Source organism: Pseudoalteromonas sp. NH0006-46, from assembly GCF_057547735.1.
Window position 1 is genome coordinate 186495 of sequence record NZ_BAAJML010000004.1, and the last position, 20607, is coordinate 207101.

13 protein-coding genes are annotated in these 20607 nt (G+C 40.2%); 10 read left to right on the forward strand and 3 right to left on the reverse strand.

Annotated features, from left to right (window positions below; translation table 11 throughout):
- Positions 1 to 302: 302 nt before the first annotated feature.
- Together AC27I2_RS10565 and gltB are read right to left on the reverse strand one after the other, a co-directional pair.
- The gene (locus AC27I2_RS10565; RefSeq protein ID WP_487204256.1) at positions 303 to 1718 is read right to left on the reverse strand and encodes an FAD-dependent oxidoreductase; all 1416 of its coding nucleotides are present in this window, start codon (positions 1716 to 1718) and stop codon (positions 303 to 305) included.
- Positions 1719 to 1727: 9 nt separating this feature from the next.
- Entirely contained in the window at positions 1728 to 6185 is a 4458-nt protein-coding gene (gene gltB, locus AC27I2_RS10570) for a glutamate synthase large subunit (RefSeq protein ID WP_219421868.1), read from the reverse strand.
- An 878-nt stretch (positions 6186 to 7063) separates the two neighbouring features.
- Between gltB and AC27I2_RS10575 the strand changes: the two genes are divergently transcribed.
- The 6 genes from AC27I2_RS10575 (at position 7064) to AC27I2_RS10600 (ending at position 14332) form a co-directional block, all read left to right on the forward strand.
- Positions 7064 to 8317: an efflux RND transporter periplasmic adaptor subunit gene (locus tag AC27I2_RS10575; RefSeq protein WP_487204257.1), complete on the forward strand. Its 1254-nt coding sequence runs from the start codon at positions 7064 to 7066 to the stop codon at positions 8315 to 8317.
- A gap of 37 nt (positions 8318 to 8354) precedes the next feature.
- Complete coding sequence (locus AC27I2_RS10580; RefSeq protein WP_138527919.1) at positions 8355 to 9065, forward strand: ABC transporter ATP-binding protein; 711 nt, start codon at positions 8355 to 8357, stop codon at positions 9063 to 9065.
- A 3-nt stretch (positions 9066 to 9068) separates the two neighbouring features.
- Positions 9069 to 10382 (forward strand): ABC transporter permease, encoded by a 1314-nt coding sequence (locus tag AC27I2_RS10585; protein WP_058404314.1) that lies wholly within the window; start codon positions 9069 to 9071, stop codon positions 10380 to 10382.
- An 11-nt stretch (positions 10383 to 10393) separates the two neighbouring features.
- Positions 10394 to 11602, forward strand: a complete 1209-nt coding sequence (locus AC27I2_RS10590; protein WP_487204258.1) for an ABC transporter permease — start codon at positions 10394 to 10396, stop codon at positions 11600 to 11602.
- 85 nt (positions 11603 to 11687) lie between these two features.
- Positions 11688 to 13019 carry a sigma-54-dependent transcriptional regulator gene (locus AC27I2_RS10595; RefSeq protein ID WP_487204259.1) on the forward strand — a complete coding sequence of 444 codons (1332 nt, stop codon included), beginning with the start codon at positions 11688 to 11690 and terminating at the stop codon, positions 13017 to 13019.
- Complete coding sequence (locus tag AC27I2_RS10600) at positions 13019 to 14332, forward strand: sensor histidine kinase (RefSeq protein WP_487204260.1); 1314 nt, start codon at positions 13019 to 13021, stop codon at positions 14330 to 14332. Before AC27I2_RS10595 ends, AC27I2_RS10600 begins: the two co-directional genes overlap by 1 nt.
- 92 nt (positions 14333 to 14424) lie before the next feature.
- On the opposite strand, the gene AC27I2_RS10605 is transcribed toward AC27I2_RS10600, so the two are convergent.
- Positions 14425 to 14763, reverse strand: coding sequence for a Grx4 family monothiol glutaredoxin (locus AC27I2_RS10605; protein WP_006792409.1), 339 nt, complete (start codon positions 14761 to 14763; stop codon positions 14425 to 14427).
- Between the two features lie 265 nt (positions 14764 to 15028).
- Between AC27I2_RS10605 and AC27I2_RS10610 the strand changes: the two genes are divergently transcribed.
- The 4 genes from AC27I2_RS10610 (at position 15029) to AC27I2_RS10625 (ending at position 20587) form a co-directional block, all read left to right on the forward strand.
- The gene (locus tag AC27I2_RS10610) at positions 15029 to 15610 is read left to right on the forward strand and encodes a superoxide dismutase (protein WP_058404311.1); all 582 of its coding nucleotides are present in this window, start codon (positions 15029 to 15031) and stop codon (positions 15608 to 15610) included.
- A 208-nt stretch (positions 15611 to 15818) separates the two neighbouring features.
- Complete coding sequence (locus tag AC27I2_RS10615; protein WP_487204261.1) at positions 15819 to 17741, forward strand: PrkA family serine protein kinase; 1923 nt, start codon at positions 15819 to 15821, stop codon at positions 17739 to 17741.
- A 30-nt stretch (positions 17742 to 17771) separates the two neighbouring features.
- Positions 17772 to 19055 carry a YeaH/YhbH family protein gene (locus tag AC27I2_RS10620; RefSeq protein ID WP_487204262.1) on the forward strand — a complete coding sequence of 428 codons (1284 nt, stop codon included), beginning with the start codon at positions 17772 to 17774 and terminating at the stop codon, positions 19053 to 19055.
- Positions 19056 to 19072: 17 nt separating this feature from the next.
- On the forward strand, positions 19073 to 20587 hold the full coding sequence (locus AC27I2_RS10625) for a SpoVR family protein (protein ID WP_219421876.1): 1515 nt from the start codon (positions 19073 to 19075) through the stop codon (positions 20585 to 20587).
- Positions 20588 to 20607 lie beyond the last annotated feature (20 nt).

The window sequence follows — 20607 nt, forward strand, 5'->3', positions numbered from 1 at the left end:
ATTAAAAAATAGGTAATACTTATACCAATTTGCTTAATTAAGTGAGCTATTTTGAAGCTGTGAAAACATGTTAATAACAAGGCAATAAATTCGCTATTTACCTGTTCTCGGCACTTGTTCCTGCATAGCTCTACCTTCTGCATCCATGCAGTCGTAAATAAAATTTTTTAACGCAAATTAGCAACACCTTTAGCCCCGCAAAATGATTAAGTATTATTACGGATTGATATTAATTAGTTAAAGGCACAAAAAAGCAAGCCACATGGCTTGCTTTTGGATGATGGATTACTGGGCTAACTAAGTTAAACTTTTAAATAATCCATAATGCCTTCAGCTGCATTGCGGCCTTCAAAAATAGCAGTTACTACTAAATCTGAACCACGCACTATATCGCCTCCGGCAAATATTTTAGGGTTAGTTGTTTGATGTGTGAATTCGCCTCGCTCTGGTGCATTAATACCGCCCCAGTGATTTATTTCTACATCATACTTTTCTAACCAGTCCATTTTGTGTGGCTTAAAACCAAACGCCATGATCACTTGCGTTGCGTCAATTATATGCTCTGAACCGGCTACCTCTTCTGCGCGGCTACGACCATTCCCATCAGGCTCACCCAGTTTAGTTTTAACCATTTTTACGCCTGCAACATGGCCGTTATCGTCTAGCACGATACCTTTAGGTTGGACATTATATGTAAATATAACCCCTTCCTCTTTGGCATTTTTAACTTCACGCTTAGAGCCAGGCATATTTTCTTCATCACGGCGGTACGCACACGTTACCTTTGCGGCACCCTGTCGTATAGAGGTTCTCACACAGTCCATAGCTGTATCACCACCACCTAATACAACTACCTTCTGGTTTGCCATATCAATATAGGCTTGATTCGTTTCATCGTAGCCCATAACACGATTAGTATTACCGATTAAAAACGGCAACGCATCGTGAACACCCGGCGCATCTTCATTTTCAAGCCCTGCGCGCATACTTTGATACGTACCCACGCCCAAAAATACTGCATCATAGTCAGCTAAAATATCATCCATAGTGATATCAACACCTACTTCAACATTCAGCTTAAACTCTACGCCCATTTCAGTGAAAATCTCACGGCGTTTTTGCATTACTTCTTTTTCAAGTTTGAAAGATGGAATACCAAATGTGAGTAGCCCACCAATTTCTGGGTGACGATCGAACACGACAGGTTTAACACCATTTCGAACTAAAATATCTGCACAACCTAAACCCGCGGGGCCTGCACCAATAATAGCCACTTTTTTATCCGTCCATGTCACGTAAGACATGTCTGGCTTCCAACCCATTTTAAACGCCGTATCGGTAATATATTTTTCAATATTACCTATCGTTACGGCACCAAACTCTTCATCAAGCGTACATGAGCCTTCACACAAGCGGTCTTGCGGACAAACTCGCCCACACACTTCAGGTAAGCTATTTGTTCGATGAGAAAGCTCTGCGGCTTCTAATATACGCCCTGTGCGTATTAATTTTAGCCACTGTGGAATGTAGTTATGTACCGGACATTTCCATTCACAGTATGGGTTACCACAATCCAAGCAACGATCCGCTTGAGAGTTAACCTGATTTTCTGAAAAGGGTTCGTAAATTTCTACAAATGATTTTTTACGTGACGAAATTGGTTTTTTGCGTGGGTCTACACGCTGCACGTCTATAAATTGATATACATTTTCGCTCATACTGCCCCCTTATTGCGCCTGAACACGTAGTTCGGCACTACTGCGAGCGCGGTGCCCGAGTAAACTTTTTACGTCACTTGATTTAGGTTTTACTAATTTAAACATAGGTAAGTAGAGCTCAAAATTAGCTAAGATGCTTTCCGCTCGGCATGAGCCAGTTAGCTCTAAATGCTCAGCGATTAAGCCACGTAAATGCTCTTGGTGTGACGTTAATGCTTCTAATGTCACAACTTCGACAAGCTCTGGGTTTATGCGTTTTTCAAAGTCGTTACGCTCATCTAACACATATGCAAAACCACCCGTCATCCCTGCCCCAAAGTTAACGCCAACATTACCAAGCACACACACTACACCACCGGTCATGTATTCACAGCCGTTATCTCCAACGCCTTCAACCACGGCTTGAACGCCTGAGTTACGTACTGCAAAGCGCTCGCCTGCGCACCCTGCAGCAAACAATTTACCACCCGTTGCACCGTATAGACACGTGTTACCAATGATCGTTGCTTTATGACTTTCAAATGATGAGCCCACAGGTGGACGTACTACCAGCTTACCACCAGCCATGCCTTTACCAACGTAGTCATTAGCGTCACCAACGAGGGTCATTTCAAGTCCACCTGCATTCCAAACACCAAACGATTGACCCGCCGTGCCATGTAGCTCAATGGCAACAGGATCGGCGGCCATACCTTGGTTACCGTGTTTATCAGCAATATAGCCTGATAACATTGCGCCAACTGATCTGTCTGTATTACAAATTCGGCTTACTAATGAAATCCCACTTGAAGCATCTATCGCTTCTTGCGCCTTTCCTAATAGGCTCTCGTTCAGCTCACCTAGATAGTGCGAACTATTTGGTGCGCTACAAAACAGTGTTTCGCCTGTTGGATTATTTGGCTGTGCAATAACAGCAGATAAATCTATCTTTTTCTGTTTAGCTGTCTTGCCTTCAATTGCTTCAAGTAAATCAAGACGACCAATTAAATCAGTTAAGTTTGCAACTCCTAGGCTTGCCATAATTTCACGCGCTTCTTGTGCAATAAACTTAAAGTAGTTCATCGCCATTTCAGGTAAGCCGTGGTAATGCTTTTGACGAAGTGTTTCGTCTTGCGTTGCTACACCGGTCGCGCAGTTATTTAAATGACAAATACGTAAGTATTTACACCCTAACGCCACCATAGGCCCTGTACCAAAACCAAAGCTTTCAGCACCCAAAATAGCGGCTTTAATAATATCTAAACCTGTTTTTAAACCACCATCAGTTTGTAAACGAATGCGATGGCGAAGACCATTTTCAACAAGAGCTTGCTGAGTTTCAGCTAGGCCTAATTCCCATGGGCTGCCTGCATATTTTACAGATGTAAGCGGGCTTGCGCCTGTGCCACCGTCATAGCCCGATATAGTAATTAAATCGGCATACGCTTTAGCTACACCCGTTGCGATAGTGCCAACACCAGGTTCCGAAACGAGTTTTACTGATACAAGTGCTTTTGGATTAACTTGTTTTAAATCAAAAATTAGCTGAGCTAAATCTTCAATTGAGTAAATATCGTGATGTGGTGGCGGTGATATTAACGTCACGCCAGGTACCGAATAGCGAAGTTTAGCAATATAAGGTGTTACTTTTTCACCTGGAAGTTGTCCACCTTCACCAGGTTTTGCACCTTGCGCCACTTTAATTTGTATTACATCTGCGCTGCGCAAATAATGCGGTGTAACACCAAATCGACCTGAAGCCACTTGCTTAATACGTGAATTTTTCTCTGTACCGTAACGAAGTTTATCTTCACCACCTTCACCTGAATTTGAACAGCCACCTAAGCGATTCATTGCAATTGCAAGTGCTTCATGAGCCTCAGGCGATAACGCACCAATACTCATTGCAGCTGAATCAAAGCGTTTGTAAAGCGCTTCTGCAGGCTCTACATCATCAATGCTAATCCCGTTTTCTGGTAATTTAAGTGCCAGCATGTCACGCAATGTTGAAATCGGGCGATTGTTAACAAGCTTTGCATACTCGTTGTAATCTTTATATTCACCAGAGCGAACTGCTACTTGCAGCGTTTGAATTACATCTGGGTTATAGGCATGGTATTCACCACCATGTACATATTTAAATAAACCGCCGTGACTAAGTAACTTACGCTTGCTTAGTGCTAGCTTATGTAGGCTTTGTTGGTCGTCATCAAAGTCTGTAAAACATGCACCTTTGATGCGGCTAGCCACACCTTTAAAACACATATCAACAACCGCATCAGATAAACCCACTGCCTCAAATAACATTGAGCAACGGTAAGAAGCGACTGTACTAATACCCATTTTAGACATTATTTTGTATAAACCTTTGTTTACCGCTTTACGATAAGCAAGGGTTACCTCGCAATAAGATTTATCAATGACTTTGCTGTCGCTCATCGCAACTAACGACTCATACGCTAGGTATGGGTAAATAGCGGTTGCCCCAAAACCAAGCAGCACAGCGAACTGATGCGGGTCTCTTACACTACCTGTTTCAATTATGATGTTTGATTCACAACGTAAGTTGTTATCAACTAAACACTTTTGTACAGCACCTACGGCCATAGCAGCAGGGATAGGTAAGTTTACATCATCAAAATTACGGTCAGTTAAAATAAGCATGATAGAGCCGGCAGCTGCTTTTTCTTTTGCTTTATCGCAAATGCGTTTAACTGCGTTTTCTAAGCCTTCCTCAACAGTGTAAGTAATATCAATTTTACAATAGCTGTAATGCGCTTCATCTGCGTTAAGTAGCTGCTGCATGTCCGCATACATCAAAATTGGAGTATCAAACTGTAAGCGCTTAGCGTGGCCTGTTGTTTCGTTAAACACATTTTGCTCGCTACCAATACACGTAGCCAAAGACATCACATGATTTTCGCGCAGGGGATCAATTGGCGGATTAGTGACTTGTGCAAATTTTTGACGGAAATAATCGTAAAGTGAACGATGCCCTTCGCTCAATACTGCAAAAGGCGTGTCATCACCCATAGAACCGGTTGCTTCTTGCCCGTTTTCACCCATTACACGAATAACGCTATCCAACTCTTCGTTGGTGTAGCCAAACATTTTTTGATATTTAGCTAACGTTTCGTCGTCAAATGAACGGTTGCCTGCATCTTGCTCTTTTAACTCTTCAAAAGGCGTTAAACGCTTAACATTTTCTTCAAGCCACGACTTATAAGGATGGCGAGACTTTAAATCTTGATCTATTTCATCTGAATGCCAAATTTTACCCAGCTTGGTATCTATGACGAGTAATTCACCTGGACCAACCCGGCCTTTTTCAACCACTTCATCGGCTGTGTAATCCCAAATACCGACTTCTGATGCCAGGGTAATAAAACCATCTTGTGTGATTACATAACGCGCAGGACGCAGACCATTTCGGTCTAAGTTACAGGCTGCAAAACGACCATCTGACATAACAATACCCGCTGGGCCATCCCAGGGTTCCATATGCATGGAGTTAAAATCATAAAAAGCACGTAAATCGTCGTCCATGGCACGGTTTTTTTGCCATGCCGGTGGTACAAGCATGCGCATTGCACGGAATAAATCCATGCCACCCGCTAAAAACAGCTCTAACATGTTATCGAGGCTTGAGGAATCTGAGCCAGTTTCATTAACAAATGGCGCTGCGCTTTGTAAATCTGGAATAAGTGGCGACGAAAATTTGTACGAGCGAGCACGAGCCCACTGACGATTACCTTCGATGGTGTTAATTTCACCATTATGCGCTAAATAGCGGAAAGGTTGAGCTAGTGGCCAACGAGGCTGTGTGTTTGTTGAAAAGCGCTGATGAAAAACACAGATTGCGCTGGTCATACGGATGTCAGCTAAGTCTAAATAAAAATTAGGCAAATCAGCAGGCATCATAAGGCCTTTATAGATAGTCACTAACCCGGATAAACTTGCAATATAAAATGATTCATCGTCTGCTAAACGTTTTTCAGCACGACGGCGCGCTACGTATAAGCGACGCTCTAAGTCTTTTGAACGCCAACCTTCAGGCGCGCTTACAAAAATTTGTTCAAAACCAGGTAGCTGTTGCACCGCAATTGGACCTAGCATCGATGGATCGGTAGGCACTTCGCGCCAACCTAGAATATTTAGCGTTTCTTTTTCTAATTCTTCGCTAAGAACTTGCTTTGCAGTTTGTGCTAAAACAGGATCTGAATTTAAAAAGATCATGCCAACTGCATAGTTTTTACCAAGGTGCCAATTATGCTCACTTGCAATAGCACGGAAAAAACTATCTGGCTTTTGCAAAAGTAAACCACAGCCATCGCCTGTTTTACCATCAGCAGATATACCGCCGCGGTGTTGCATACGATCCAACCCTGTAATAGCAGTACGAATAAGCCGGTGACTAGCCTGACCATTAACTTGGGCAATTAAGCCAAAGCCACAATTTTCTTTCTCTAATTTCGAGTCGTATAACATAGACCCCTCCCCTTGCTGCACTGTTAGCGTTAATGAACTGCTCGACGATTTGCTAACAGCCGGTCAAAACTAGCCTCTATATTAAATAGAGTCAACAGTAATTTGAATACATATTCACATTCTTGAATATTTCTCACTTCATAGCAAGATTTCTTTTTTATCATTTTTATTAACATTTAGCGGTGTTTTCACCGTTATTTTTTCATGACACTGGTGTCAAGTTTAACATTTTGTAAAAATAGCCATAAATACAAATACAGTTTACGTAAACGTAAACCTCGGCATTAGTGAATAAATATTCAATCGCAGGGTTATTATAAAGTGCTCGGATTATGCAAATAATATTACCCCCTTTCATTAACGTATTATAAAACGGATAAATAAAGGCAGAATTATGTTCTTTATTACTCATTCGGCTTAATAATTATCATTTAATGACTAAATACTTTGATTAATTATTTGCAAACAGAAGAAAACTTTATCAGGCAAGACTTGAATCTCATCCTTCTATTTAATCGCCTGAGTAGCTTACCTTTAAACACGCTTAGATTTTTGATTTCACTGAAGCGCCTACGTTATTGGTTACCAAGCACCCGTAACAAATTACTTACTCTTTATATATTGCTTTTAAGGTGTCCGCAGCGGACACATAAAGTGTCCGCGGACGTATCATTTTAAAAAATAAATTATCAAGCTATTTAATATCAATAACTTAACTTTTGGCATGCTAATCGTATAGTGTAATTTAGTCATTATTATTTGGAAGAATTATGTTCACTTTAAGCTTGTTTTTACTCTCGCCTATGGCCGCTATTTTTGCAGCATCACTTTATGTCATGTTTGAAAAAAATATAAATTCATTTAGCTAAGGTTCAATAATGATTAAAGACACCAGTGCTCAAGACATACAAGTTAATAAACCTGCAAACTATAAAAAACGTCTTCTTTTAATTATCGCTGCGTTATTACTTATTATTTCTGCTGTTTATGGCGTTATGTCAGGCTCTGATGCAACCAGCTCATTTAGTAGAGAAAGGGTGCAAATAGCAAAAGTAGAAATTAAAACGCTTGTCCGTGACGTAGCCGCAAGTGGAAAAATCGTTGCCGCCAACGCGCCAAGTATTTACAGCCCAGAGCGAGGCTTTGTTAGCTTGCACGTTAAAGCCGGCGATACCGTTACCAAAGGCGACGAGCTCGCTTTACTTCATAGCCCTGAACTTACTAATGAATTAAAACAACAACAATCTGTTCTGCAACGATTAGAAGGTGAACTTAAGAGGCAACACTTACAATCAAGAAGAGATACTTTAACTCTTACAAAAACACTCGATATGGCCAGTGTAGAATTAAACGCAGCACAACGAGAAAATCGCCGCGCAAAGCTATCAATTAAAAAGCATTTAATAAGCCAAATAGACCTTGAAAAAGCAATAGATGACTTATCACGAGCACAACTTACTTATAAACACGCACAACAAGAAGTGGCGCTTGCTAAAGATACACTCGCATTTGAATTGCAAGCCGCTAAAAGTGATGTAGAACGCCAGCAGCTTATTGTTGATGATTTACATAGAAAAGTAAGTGAGCTGTCAATTAGAGCAACAGTTACAGGTATTGTTGGTAATTTGCTTGTGCAACAAAAAGCAGCGGTTACACAAAGTCAGCCTTTAATGACACTGGTTGATTTAAGTCATTTTGAAGCGCAATTACAGGTGCCAGAAAGTTATGCAAACGAACTAGGGTTAGGGATGGACGTAGAGCTTAAATTAGGAAACGAAACAATAATGGGCGTGCTATCAGCTATATCGCCAGAAGTTAATAATCGTGAAGTAACCACACGGGTTCGTTTTGCAGGCAACAGCAATAATATTCGCCAAAATCAACGTTTGACTGCTCGCATTTTGCTCGACAATCGCCAAAATGTGCTGCAAGTGCAGCGAGGAGCCTTTATGCAACAAGGTGGCATTGTTGCTTATAAAATAGACGGCATCGTTGCAAGGCGTGTACCTATAACCGTAGGTGCCACCAGCATTAATGCTGTAGAGGTTTTAACCGGCTTAAATGAAAATGACGAAATAATAATTTCTAGCTACAACCAATTTAATCAAGCAGATACGCTTTTACTAAATTAGAAACGCTCCCAACCAGCGCCAAGTTAAGGAAAAAATCATGTTACAAATGAAAAATATAAGTAAAGTATACCAAACTGAAATGGTTCAAACTCACGCATTGAGGGACTTTAACTTAAATGTAAATGAAGGTGAATTTATAGCTGTCACAGGCCCGAGCGGCTCTGGGAAAACAACCTTTTTAAATATTGCAGGGATGTTAGAACCATTTAGTGAAGGTGACTATATTTTGGATGGTGTCAATGTTGGCAGTTTAAACGACAACCAACGTGCTGATTGTCGAAATCAAAAAATTGGTTTTATTTTTCAGGGTTTTAATTTAATACCAGATTTAAATTTATATGAAAATATTGAGGTACCTCTTCGCTATAGAGGTATTAAAGCAAAAGAACGTAAACGCACAATAGAGCAGTGTTTAGAACAAGTAGGCTTAGCCTCTCGCGCTAAACACCTACCCCAGCAATTATCGGGCGGCCAGCAACAACGTGTGGCAATAGCCCGCGCACTTGCCGGAAAACCTCGTTTTTTACTTGCCGATGAGCCCACCGGTAACTTAGACAGCCTGATGGCTCGCCAAGTGATGGAGTTACTTGAGCAAATAAATCGCGATGGCGCCACTATTATAATGGTGACACATGATAGCGAATTAGCCCGCCGTGCACCGCGCAACATTCAAGTAGTTGATGGACAACTAGCCGACTTTACTTTGTACCAAGGTGCACAGCCAATAAATGTAGCACAAGGAGTATAATTCATGCTTGTTCATTATATTGACCTAAGTTGGCGTAGCTTTAAGCGCACACCACTTGTAAGCTCTTTAATGGTACTTGCTATAGCAATTGGTATTGGCATCACCATGACTAGTTTGAGCGTTTACCACATGATGTCGGCCGATCCAATTCCACATAAAAGCAGCCAGCTTTTCAGTGTGCAATTACAAATAATGGATGATGGGAGTACATGGTGGACGTCCGATAACCTCCCTCTTCAACTGACGTATCAAGATGCTGCAAATCTTTATCAGTCTCAATTAGGTGCTCAACGTTTAAAAATGGTACGAAGTGGTTTTTCTGTATACATAGATTCAGACAAAGTAAAACCGTTTAGCCAAAGTGCAAGACTTACTACTCCTGAGTTTTTTAATATGTTTGACCTCGAATTTATTTATGGTAACAAGTGGTCACAGCAGCAAGAAGACGATGCAGCGCCCGTTGTTGTAATTAGCGAGGAGTTAAACGATAAGTTATTTGCTGGTAAAAATTCAGTAGGTCAGATTATCTATCTTGACGATGCAAGTTACGAAGTAATTGGTGTTACAAAAAACTGGCCACTAACCATTAAATATTACGATTTAAACAATGGCGCATTTAACGATCCCGAACAACTTTTTATGCCATTTGGCCTTCTTGAAGCAAAACAACTGGGTAATTGGGGCAATACTAATGGTTGGAAGCATGAAGATGTTCGAAGCTTTACTGCCAAGTTACAGTCAGAAATGGTCTGGATTCAATTCTGGGTTGAGTTAACTACCGAGCAACAAAAAAATGATTACGAAAATTATTTATTAGCTTATATGCAAGATCAGCAAAAGCTTGGTCGATTTGATCGCAAAGAGCTCGCCTTCAGCATTCGAGATGTTAACCAATGGATGGCTTACAATAATGTGGTTAGTGAAGATAACAAAATTTTAGTGGCACTCAGTTTTATGTTTTTAGCTGTGTGTTTGGCTAATATTCTTGGCTTACTACTTGCCAAATTTTTACGTCGAGCGCCGGAGGTTGGTGTGCGCCGTGCACTTGGTGCTAATAAACGTCAGATTTTTATGCAACATATTGTTGAAGTCGCTATGTTAGGGCTTTTGGGCGGGCTACTGGGGATTGTATTTGCTCAGTTAGGTTTATTAGGTGTTCGTCAGAGCTACCGTTATTACGAAAGCTTAGCGACGATGGATTTAAGTATGTTACTGAGCGCCCCTGTTATTGCTATCAGTACCTGTGTAATTGCCGGGCTTTACCCTGCTTGGCTGGTATGTAAAACCAACCCTGCAATTTATCTAAAAAGCCAATAAGGACGAACGCAATGATATTAGAAATTAAACCTATTTTTCATGCGCTGTGTCGATCTAAAGTGGGTGCACTTTTGCTACTCATCCAAATAGCGATTACCACTGCAATTGTTAGTAACGCAGCCTTTATTATTCAAGACAGAGTAACCTACCTTAACCAAGAAACTGGCTACCCAGAAGACGAAATACTTGCTTTTCATGTCATGCATTTTGGTAAAGATGTTCAAAGCCACCAGCAATTTGAACTGGATGAAACCATGCTTAGAGCTATACCCGGTGTTAAAGACGCCGTGTATATTAATAATATACCGTTATCAGGTAGTGGTAGCTCTTCTGACTTCAGTGTTAACTCAGCGCCAGAACCTGGACTTTCAGCAAGGACGGCTTACTTTTTTACTGATGATCATGCAATTAATACACTTGATGTTGAGCTGGTTGCAGGACGAAATTTCACCCAAGACGACATTGTCGTAACCAACGATAATGATCAACGCGCTAATGTAACTATTGTGACCCAAGCATTACTAAATGAGCTTTTTCCTGGTGAAAATGGCCTAGGAAAAACAATTTTCCTTGGTGATATTCCACTGAAAGTTGTTGGTGTAATTAAGCATGCAAAAGGGCCTTGGTTAAAAGACAGCCGCCCAAATAATATCGCATTAATTCCTTACATTAACCCCAATATATCTGGCAACTTTTTAGTTCGTACTGCTTCTAATGACCGTGCAGAAATAGCCAAACAGATTGAAGACGAAATGCTTAAAAATTATAACAAACGTGTAATTATCCGAATTCGTGGGCTAGACCAAGATAAAGCGCAATATATGGCTGAAGACACATTAATGATGCGTATGTTAGTTGTGCTTATTACTATCCTTTTACTTGTCACCGCTTTAGGAATATTTGGCTTAACCTTGTTCAACATAAGTAAGCGCACCAAGCAAATTGGAACCCGTCGTGCTTTAGGCGCTCGTAAATCTGCTATTATCAATTACTTTTTAGTTGAAAATGCCTTGATTTGCATTGCTGGATTAGTTTTAGGCGTAATTGCTGCCCTCGTACTTGGGCAATTGCTAATGCAACACTTTTCAATTGCTGCGTTACCCTTAGGCTATGTTGTAGCGACTGCCATTATGGTTTTTATAATGAGTCTTTTGGCTGTATTTGGCCCAGCTAAACGTGCTGCAAATATTTCGCCCAGTATCGCAACCCGAACCATATAACGCAGCTCCCAACCTATGCTACACTGACCAAACACGGTGTAGCATTTTCAATATTTAAATAATAATAAACAGCGATTAAATTCACATGGAAAAAATACTTATTGTTGATGATAATCCGGCCGTTTTAGAGGCGTTATCATTACTACTAGAGATACATCACTTTAATGTAGTTACCGCATCAACGCCCTTTGAAGCCATTCAAATTGTGCAATACCAACGCATTGCTCTCGTTATTCAAGATATGAATTTTACCAGCGATACTACCTCCGGCGAAGAAGGTAAAACTTTATTTTATGCGCTGCGTGAAGAAAACCCACACCTCCCTATTATATTAATAACCGCCTGGACTGAACTTTCAACGGCTATTGAACTTGTTAAAGCAGGCGCTGCCGATTACCTTCCAAAGCCATGGGATGACCACAAGCTTCTTACATGCATTAATAATTTAATAGAGCTGGGGCGCACTAAGCAACTTGTGGCCACGCACAACCGCCAACAAAAAGAGCGGGATGATAAATATAATACGGCTAACTTAGCAGGCCTTATTTTTAAAAGTACCGCAATGGAACGATTAGTCACAATGGCATTACAAGTGGCTAAATCTGATATTTCTGCACTCATAACAGGCCCTAATGGCAGCGGAAAAGAATGCATTGCGACTATAATTCAAAAAAACTCTTCACTAATAAATCAGCCTTTCATTAAAGTAAATGCTGGCGCCCTACCCCAAGAACTTTTAGAGGCTGAATTATTTGGCGCAGAAGCCGGTGCCTACACAGGTATAACCAAGCAACGTATAGGTCGCTTTGAAGCGGCCGATGGTGGAACATTATTTTTAGATGAAATTGGCAACTTGCCACTTTCTGGGCAAATGAAGTTGTTGAGAGTATTACAAACAGGTGAATTTGAACGATTAGGCTCTACACAAACGCGCAAAGTTACGGTTCGTGTTATATCAGCCACCAACGAAAATTTATTGCACGCAATAACCGAAGGTCGTTTTAGAGAAGATTTGTACTATCGCCTTAATGTTATTGAGTTAAACGTACCTGCGCTTTGTGAACGTGTTGATGATATTGCCCCACTCATCAATCATTTTTTACCACATAGAGAGTTAAGCATTGATGCAGAGCAGGCGCTTAATCAATATCAATGGCCAGGTAATGTGAGAGAACTTGAAAACGCCTGTAAACGTGTGGGTGTTATAAAGCCTGATGGCTTGCTTAGCGCTGAAGACTTTGGCCTAACACCATCACTGCCAATAAAAATTAATGACGAAAAAAAAGAGCCTTCAAAACTCGAAATTGAACAATCAATACGCGCTAATCAGGGTGTTATTGCCAAAGTAGCACGAGAGTTTGGTTTAAGCCGCCAAGCACTGTATAGGCGCTTACAAAAAATGGGTATTGATTACTAATGTTTAATTTTATTAGTCGCTTATCATTAACTCACAAAGTGGTAGGCATATGCATTATATGCAGCGTTTTACCTGTTATAAGCATTACAATAATTGCACAACCCCCGCTTTATTACTCTGTGTTGTTAGTCATAGCAGCTATGCTTACAAGTTTATTACTTGCTAGAGCCTTAACAAAGCCCATTAAGTTAGGGTTGCAATCGTTAGAAACTGGCTTGCTTAATTTTAAGGATGGTGAGCTTTCAAGTTTATTAGCTTATAAAAACAACGATGAGTTAGGAAAGCTATGTCAGCTTTATAATCAAACTGCAAAACAACTTCGCCAAGAAAAACAGTGGATTTATCAACGAGAGTTAATGCTAGACAAGGTATTACAAAGCTCTCCACAAGCCCTTTTACTCGTTAACGATAACAGTATTGTTGTGTTTAGTAACTTAATCAGCCGTACGTTATTTAATAGCGCAACACAATTGGAAGGCACGCAGCTTCAACAATTATTGTCTGATGCGCCTATTCAGCTTGCTAATGCTATTGAGCAAGGCGTAGATGGTTTATTTAATATTGAAGTAGACAATCACGATTCTCAAACTTGGCATTTATCTACTGGCGAGTTTTTACTTAATAACCAAAAACATCACTTATACATATTTAAACAACTTACCCGTGAGCTCAGCCGCCAGGAAGTAGCAGTATGGAAAAAAGTTATTCGAATAATAAGCCACGAGCTTAATAATTCACTTGGCCCTATGTCATCGATGCTACATAGCGCTCAGCTTTTAGCTAGCCGCGTAGATGAGCCGCGTCTTGCAAGAGTGTTTTCAACAATCGATGAGAGAATAGGCCACTTGACTGAATTTGTTCAAGGCTATGGCAAATTTGCAAAGCTACCTACACCACAAAAATCAGCAATAAATTGGCAAAACACATTAAGGGATCTGAATAGGCAATGGCAGTTTAGCTACACAGTAAACACCACTCAAAGCATATTACATGCAGATCAGGCACAACTTGAGCAATTGCTTATCAACTTACTCAAAAATGCACACGAGTCAGGCTCGGATCCGTCTAAAATAAATATATCTGTAGCGTTTTTTAATAATGCTTGCATAGTAGATATAAGCGATGGCGGAAAAGGGATGAGTGAGCAGGTCATGGCTAATGCACTCGTACCTTTTTATTCTACAAAAAGTACAGGAAGTGGTTTAGGGTTAGCGTTATGCAGAGAGATTGCTGAAGCACATAAGGGACAAATAAGCTTACATAATAAAATAGGTGGTGGCCTAAACGTGCAAATTACCTTGCCATGCACATAATTGATGTTGTTAAAAACAGCTAAAAACAACAAAGCCACTTAACGTGGCTTTTATCATCACAGCACTATAAAAATAGCACTCGCAAAGTAAGATTACTCAGCGTCAGCTTCTTTGTACTTAGCCGCTGTTTCTGTGATTAACGGTTGTAATTCACCACGTTGAAACATTTCTATGATGATGTCACACCCACCAATTAGCTCACCTTCAACCCAAAGTTGTGGAAATGTAGGCCAATTTGCGTACGCAGGAAGTTCAGCACGAATGTCTGGGTTTAGTAAAATATCAACGTATGCAAACGGTTCGCCACACGACATAAGTGCTTGTGAAGCTTGTGAAGAAAAACCACAATTTGGTAACTTAGGTGACCCTTTCATGAAAAGGATAATTGGGTTTTCTGAAATTTGCTGTTTAATTTTATCAATGGTTTCCATCTACAACCTCAAAGTAACGATAGCTAAATATACTTAAGTCTTGAAAATAACTCATCGTGACCATAAATATATAACTTAAAATGGGCAAATAAAGCCACAATTGAAATAGTCTTTAGCAATAGCATTGCTGTTTGCTTAAACTTGAGTAAAATACTCAACAATTATAGTAACACTATATTCCCGCTTGGTATAGGTAAGTGGTCTGTTTCAACAGGCATTACGTATTACCAAATGGACTATCAACTAAAAAAGATGGAGATAAAAAATGGCATTTGAACTACCGTCACTACCATATGCAATCGACGCACTTGAGCCACATATTTCAAAAGAAACATTAGAGTTTCACCACGGTAAGCACCACAACACTTACGTTGTTAAGCTTAACGGTTTGATCCCTGGTACAGAGTTTGAAAACAAATCTCTAGAAGAAATCGTATGTTCATCAGAAGGCGGTGTATTTAACAACGCAGCGCAAATCTGGAACCACACGTTTTACTGGAACAGCTTATCTCCAAATGGCGGCGGCGAGCCTACTGGCGCAGTTGCAGATGCGATTAACGCTAAATGGGGTTCTTTTGATGCGTTTAAAGATGCATTAAACGACAAAGCAGTAAACAACTTCGGTTCAAGCTGGACTTGGTTAGTAAAGCTTGCTGATGGTTCATTAGACATCGTTAATACATCTAACGCTGCGACACCATTAACTGACGAAGGCGTTACACCTGTTCTTACAGTGGATTTATGGGAACACGCATATTACATTGATTACCGTAACGTGCGTCCAGATTACCTTAAAGGTTTCTGGTCACTAGTTAACTGGGAATTTGCAAACGCAAACTTCGCTTAATTAGTACTTACCACTAATTTAAAAAAGGCGCTTCAGCGTCTTTTTTTGTGCCTGTTATTTGTACTTTTACACTCTGTAATTTGACATAATAACCTTCTCCAACATGATCTTTTTTCACTTAAATTTTTATTTTTATTACACAAACATACACTTTCGCGACTAGACTTTAAAATGTAAGCACCTTTTACAGCGGGTTTCGGAGGTTATTATGACGATTTTTGAGCATTACCAAGCACGTTACGAAGCGGCACAAGAAGAAGAGTACAGTATCGCCGAGTTTCTTGAAATATGTAAAACCGATAAGTCTGCCTACGCCAGTGCACCAGAACGCCTTTTAATGGCCATTGGTGAACCTGACATGGTCGATACCGCAACGGATGCACGCCTCAGTCGGTTATTTTCTAATAGAGTAGTTGCACGCTACCCTGCCTTTACCGATTTTTATGGTATGGAGGATGCCATTGAACAAATTGTTTCTTATTTAAAACATGCAGCCCAAGGGCTCGAAGAGTGTAAACAGGTTCTTTACCTGTTAGGTCCTGTAGGTGGTGGTAAATCATCTATTGCTGAAAAACTAAAGTACCTCATGCAACAAGTACCAATTTATTCAATTAAAGGCTCGCCGGTAAACGATCATCCACTGTCTCTATTTGATCCCATTGAAGACGCAAATGTACTAGAGCAAGAATACGGAATTAAGCCGCGTTATTTAAAAACAATTATGTCACCATGGGCAGGTAAACGGCTCAAAGAGTTTAACGGCGATATAAGTAAATTTAAAGTGGTAAAACGCTACCCCTCAATTCTTAATCAAATAGGTATTGCTAAAACAGAACCAGGCGATGAAAACAACCAAGACATATCCGCATTAGTCGGCAAAGTAGATATACGTCAGCTTGAACATTTTGCCCAAAATGATCCCGATGCTTATGCGTATTCGGGTTCACTTTGTATGGCAAATCAGGGTTTGATGGAATTTGTAGAAATGTTTAAAGCCCCTATTAAAGTGCTCCATCCACTACTAACTGCCACACAAGAAGGTAATTACAATGGGACTGAAGGTATTAGCGCTCTCCCCTTTAATGGCATGATCCTCGCGCATTCGAACGAATCCGAGTGGCAAACCTTTAAAAATAACAAAAATAATGAAGCCTTTTTAGACCGGGTGTACATAGTCAAGGTACCTTATTGTTTGCGTGTCACTGAAGAAATTAAAATCTACGACAAACTTCTTCAGCATAGTGAACTTCATAGCGCCCCTTGCGCGCCGGGTACCCTTAAAGCTTTAGCACAATTTACAACTCTCTCGCGGTTAAAAGAGCCAGAAAACTCAAGCCTATATTCTAAAATGCGAGTGTACGATGGTGAAACACTCAAAGACACAGATCCAAAGGCAAAGTCGTATCAAGAGTATCGCGACTACGCTGGGGTGGATGAAGGCATGACAGGTCTTTCTACTCGCTTTGCATTTAAAATTTTATCTCGAGTATTTAATTTTGATAACACTGAAGTGGCCGCAAACCCCGTTCATTTATTTTATGTACTTGAGCAACAAATAGAACGTGAACAATTTAGCAGCGATGTTGAAGAACGTTACCTGAGCTTTTTAAAAGGCTATTTAATTCCTCAGTATGTTGAATTTATTGGTAAAGAGCTACAAACCGCGTATTTAGAGTCTTACTCAGAATACGGGCAAAATATATTTGATCGCTATGTTATTTATGCCGATTTTTGGATTCAAGACCAAGAGTATCGTGACCCCGATACAGGCCAATTATTTGACCGAGCTGCGCTTAATGCTGAGCTTGAAAAAATTGAAAAACCAGCTGGCATTTCTAATCCTAAAGATTTTCGTAACGAAATAGTCAATTTTGTACTTCGCGCACGGGCTCACAACAATGGTAAAAACCCGCTCTGGACGAGCTATGAAAAATTACGCACTGTGATTGAGAAAAAAATGTTTTCGAACACAGAAGATCTATTGCCTGTGATTTCGTTTAACACAAAGACCTCCGCTGAAGATCAGCAAAAACACGAAGACTTTGTTAATCGGATGGTCGAGAAAGGCTATACGCAAAAGCAAGTCAGGTTGTTATCTGAGTGGTACCTACGTGTTAGAAAATCGCAATAACCTTCATAGTTGTGATTTTAGGAGGTAAATATGGCGCATTTTATAGACAGGCGTTTAAACGGTAAAAATAAAAGTACCGTGAATCGTCAGCGCTTTATCAGGCGTTATAAAAAACAGATAAAAGAAGCGGTGTCCGATGCAATAAATAATCGCAGTGTTACCGACTCTACATCGGGTGAAAGTATTTCTATTCCGCAACGTGATATTAGTGAGCCAAGCTTTCACCAAGGTAAAGGCGGTAATAAAAAACAAGTACACCCGGGTAACGATCAATTTGCAACTGGTGATAAAATAGAGCGCCCTAAAGGCGGTCAGGGTGATGGTTCAGGTCAAGGAGAGGCAAGCGACTCTGGTGAAGGTCAAGACGAATTTGTATTCTCTATTTCAAAAGATGAATACGTCGATCTACTTTTTGAAGACTTAGAACTACCTAACCTTCAAGAAAATCAGCTTGATAGACTTGTACAAATGAAAACCCACCGTGCAGGTTTTTGCAGTGAAGGCATGCCAAGTAATATTGATATTGTACGTTCGCTACAGGGTTCACTTGCTCGACGTGTTGCTATGAGCGCAGGTAAAAAGCGCCGCTTAGCCGAGTTAGAAGCTCAGTTAAAAATATTAATACATGAACAACATAGCGATAAAGCAGCTGTTGCACTTTTACAAAAAGAAGTAAGCCTACTTAAACAGCAAATTAAAGCTGTGCCATTTATTGATAACTACGACTTGCGATTTAGAAATTACGAGAAGCGCCCTCATCCCACCAGTAAAGCAGTTATGTTTTGTATTATGGATGTGTCGGGTTCTATGGACCAAGCCACGAAAGACATGGCAAAACGGTTTTACATTTTGTTATATCAATTTTTAACTCGCAGCTATAAAGACATTGAGGTGGTTTATATTCGTCATCATACGCAAGCCACTGAAGTAGATGAACAAACGTTTTTTTACTCTCAAGAAACTGGCGGAACTATCGTATCCAGCGCACTTAAATTAATGGATAAAATAATTAAAGAGCGATACAACGCAGACGAATGGAATATATATGCAGCACAAGCATCTGACGGTGATAACTGGGCTGACGATACTCCGCATTGCGGGCAAATATTACGTAATAGCCTTTTAAGTGCTGTTCGCTATTTTGCCTACATTGAAATTACTACGCGTGCTCATCAAAGCCTATGGCGAGAATATCTAAATATTACGCAAACACACTCCAACTTTGCCATACAGCACATTCAAAGTGTTGAAGACATTTACCCTATATTTAGGGAGCTATTTAAAAAAGGTCGGCAACAAGAAGGCGCTGCATAACTAAGCGAGGTATTAATATGAATACTAAACGAATGAGTGACGGCCCTGATTGGACTTTTGATTTGTTAACTGAGTATCAAACAGAAATAGCCCGCGTTGCAGATCAATACCGGTTAGACACTTACCCTAATCAGATAGAAGTGATCACCGCCGAACAAATGATGGATGCATACTCAAGCGTTGGGATGCCTATTGGCTACAACCATTGGTCTTACGGGAAAAAATTCATCCAAACAGAGCAAAACTATAAACGCGGGCAAATGGGCTTGGCGTATGAAATAGTGATTAATTCAGACCCCTGTATTGCATATTTAATGGAAGAAAATACGTTACCTATGCAAGCACTGGTTATGGCGCATGCATGTTATGGCCACAACTCTTTTTTTAAAGGTAATTATTTATTTAAAACATGGACCGATGCCAGCTCTATCATTGATTACCTTGTATTCTCTAAAAATTACATCAGCCGCTGCGAAGAGAAATACGGTGTGACGGCAGTAGAAACCTTACTAGACTCATGCCATGCACTTATGAACTATGGTGTTGATCGTTATAAGCGCCCGCAACAAATTTCGTTATTTGAAGAGCAAAAGCGCCAAGAGGAACGCGAGGCTTATTTGCAATCTCAAGTGAACGAATTATGGCGAACAATCCCCGAAAACCATCAAGAAGCTAAAAAGAAAGAACGCCACTTTCCCAAAGAGCCACAAGAAAATATTTTGTACTTTATAGAAAAAAATGCCCCTCTTTTAGAGCCTTGGCAACGTGAAGTTATTCGTATAGTTCGTAAAATATCACAATACTTTTACCCCCAAAAACAAACACAAGTAATGAATGAAGGCTGGGCCACCTTTTGGCATTACACCATTTTAAATCACCTATATGATGAAGGTAAACTTACTGATTCATTTATGCTGGAATTTTTACAAAGCCACACAAATGTTGTTTACCAACCACCTTACAATAGTCAGTATTACTCGGGGATAAACCCGTATGCCTTGGGTTTTAATATGATGGTTGATATAAGGCGACTATGCGAACAGCCTACTGAGGAGGATAAAAGGTGGTTTCCTGAATACGCTGGTAGTAATTGGCTTGATACCCTGCATTTTGCTATGCAAAACTTTAAGGATGAAAGCTTTATAAGCCAGTTTTTATCCCCTAAATTAATTCGCGACTTTAAGCTATTTACACTTATTGATAACGCAAGCGCTCCGCATTTAGAAATAGGTGCAATTCATAACGACAGTGGCTACAAAGCTGTAAGAGAAGCGCTTTCAGCTCAATATAACTTAAGTAATCACGAACCTAACATTCAAGTGTACGATGTTGATATCAGAGGAGATCGCTCGTTAACGCTTAGGTATGTGCCGCACAATAATATACCTTTAGCAAATACACATGAGGAAGTACTTAAGCATCTTTATAGATTATGGGGATTTAAAGTAAAACTTGAACAACTCGACAATAATGAACAAGTAACAACAGTTGGGCAATGCCCTAAAGACGACTCTCGCCATACAACCGAGTAATTAAAATCAAGGCGGCAGAC

Coding starts and splice junctions, on each gene's coding strand:
- AC27I2_RS10605 (WP_006792409.1), bottom strand. CDS start 14,763: ATGGAAACCATTGATAAAATTAAACAGCAAATTTCAGAAAACCCAATT.
- AC27I2_RS10565 (WP_487204256.1), bottom strand. CDS start 1,718: ATGAGCGAAAATGTATATCAATTTATAGACGTGCAGCGTGTAGACCCA.
- AC27I2_RS10580 (WP_138527919.1), top strand. CDS start 8,355: ATGTTACAAATGAAAAATATAAGTAAAGTATACCAAACTGAAATGGTT.
- AC27I2_RS10590 (WP_487204258.1), top strand. CDS start 10,394: ATGATATTAGAAATTAAACCTATTTTTCATGCGCTGTGTCGATCTAAA.
- AC27I2_RS10595 (WP_487204259.1), top strand. CDS start 11,688: ATGGAAAAAATACTTATTGTTGATGATAATCCGGCCGTTTTAGAGGCG.
- AC27I2_RS10585 (WP_058404314.1), top strand. CDS start 9,069: ATGCTTGTTCATTATATTGACCTAAGTTGGCGTAGCTTTAAGCGCACA.
- AC27I2_RS10615 (WP_487204261.1), top strand. CDS start 15,819: ATGACGATTTTTGAGCATTACCAAGCACGTTACGAAGCGGCACAAGAA.
- AC27I2_RS10625 (WP_219421876.1), top strand. CDS start 19,073: ATGAATACTAAACGAATGAGTGACGGCCCTGATTGGACTTTTGATTTG.
- AC27I2_RS10600 (WP_487204260.1), top strand. CDS start 13,019: ATGTTTAATTTTATTAGTCGCTTATCATTAACTCACAAAGTGGTAGGC.
- AC27I2_RS10575 (WP_487204257.1), top strand. CDS start 7,064: ATGATTAAAGACACCAGTGCTCAAGACATACAAGTTAATAAACCTGCA.
- gltB (WP_219421868.1), bottom strand. CDS start 6,185: ATGTTATACGACTCGAAATTAGAGAAAGAAAATTGTGGCTTTGGCTTA.
- AC27I2_RS10610 (WP_058404311.1), top strand. CDS start 15,029: ATGGCATTTGAACTACCGTCACTACCATATGCAATCGACGCACTTGAG.
- AC27I2_RS10620 (WP_487204262.1), top strand. CDS start 17,772: ATGGCGCATTTTATAGACAGGCGTTTAAACGGTAAAAATAAAAGTACC.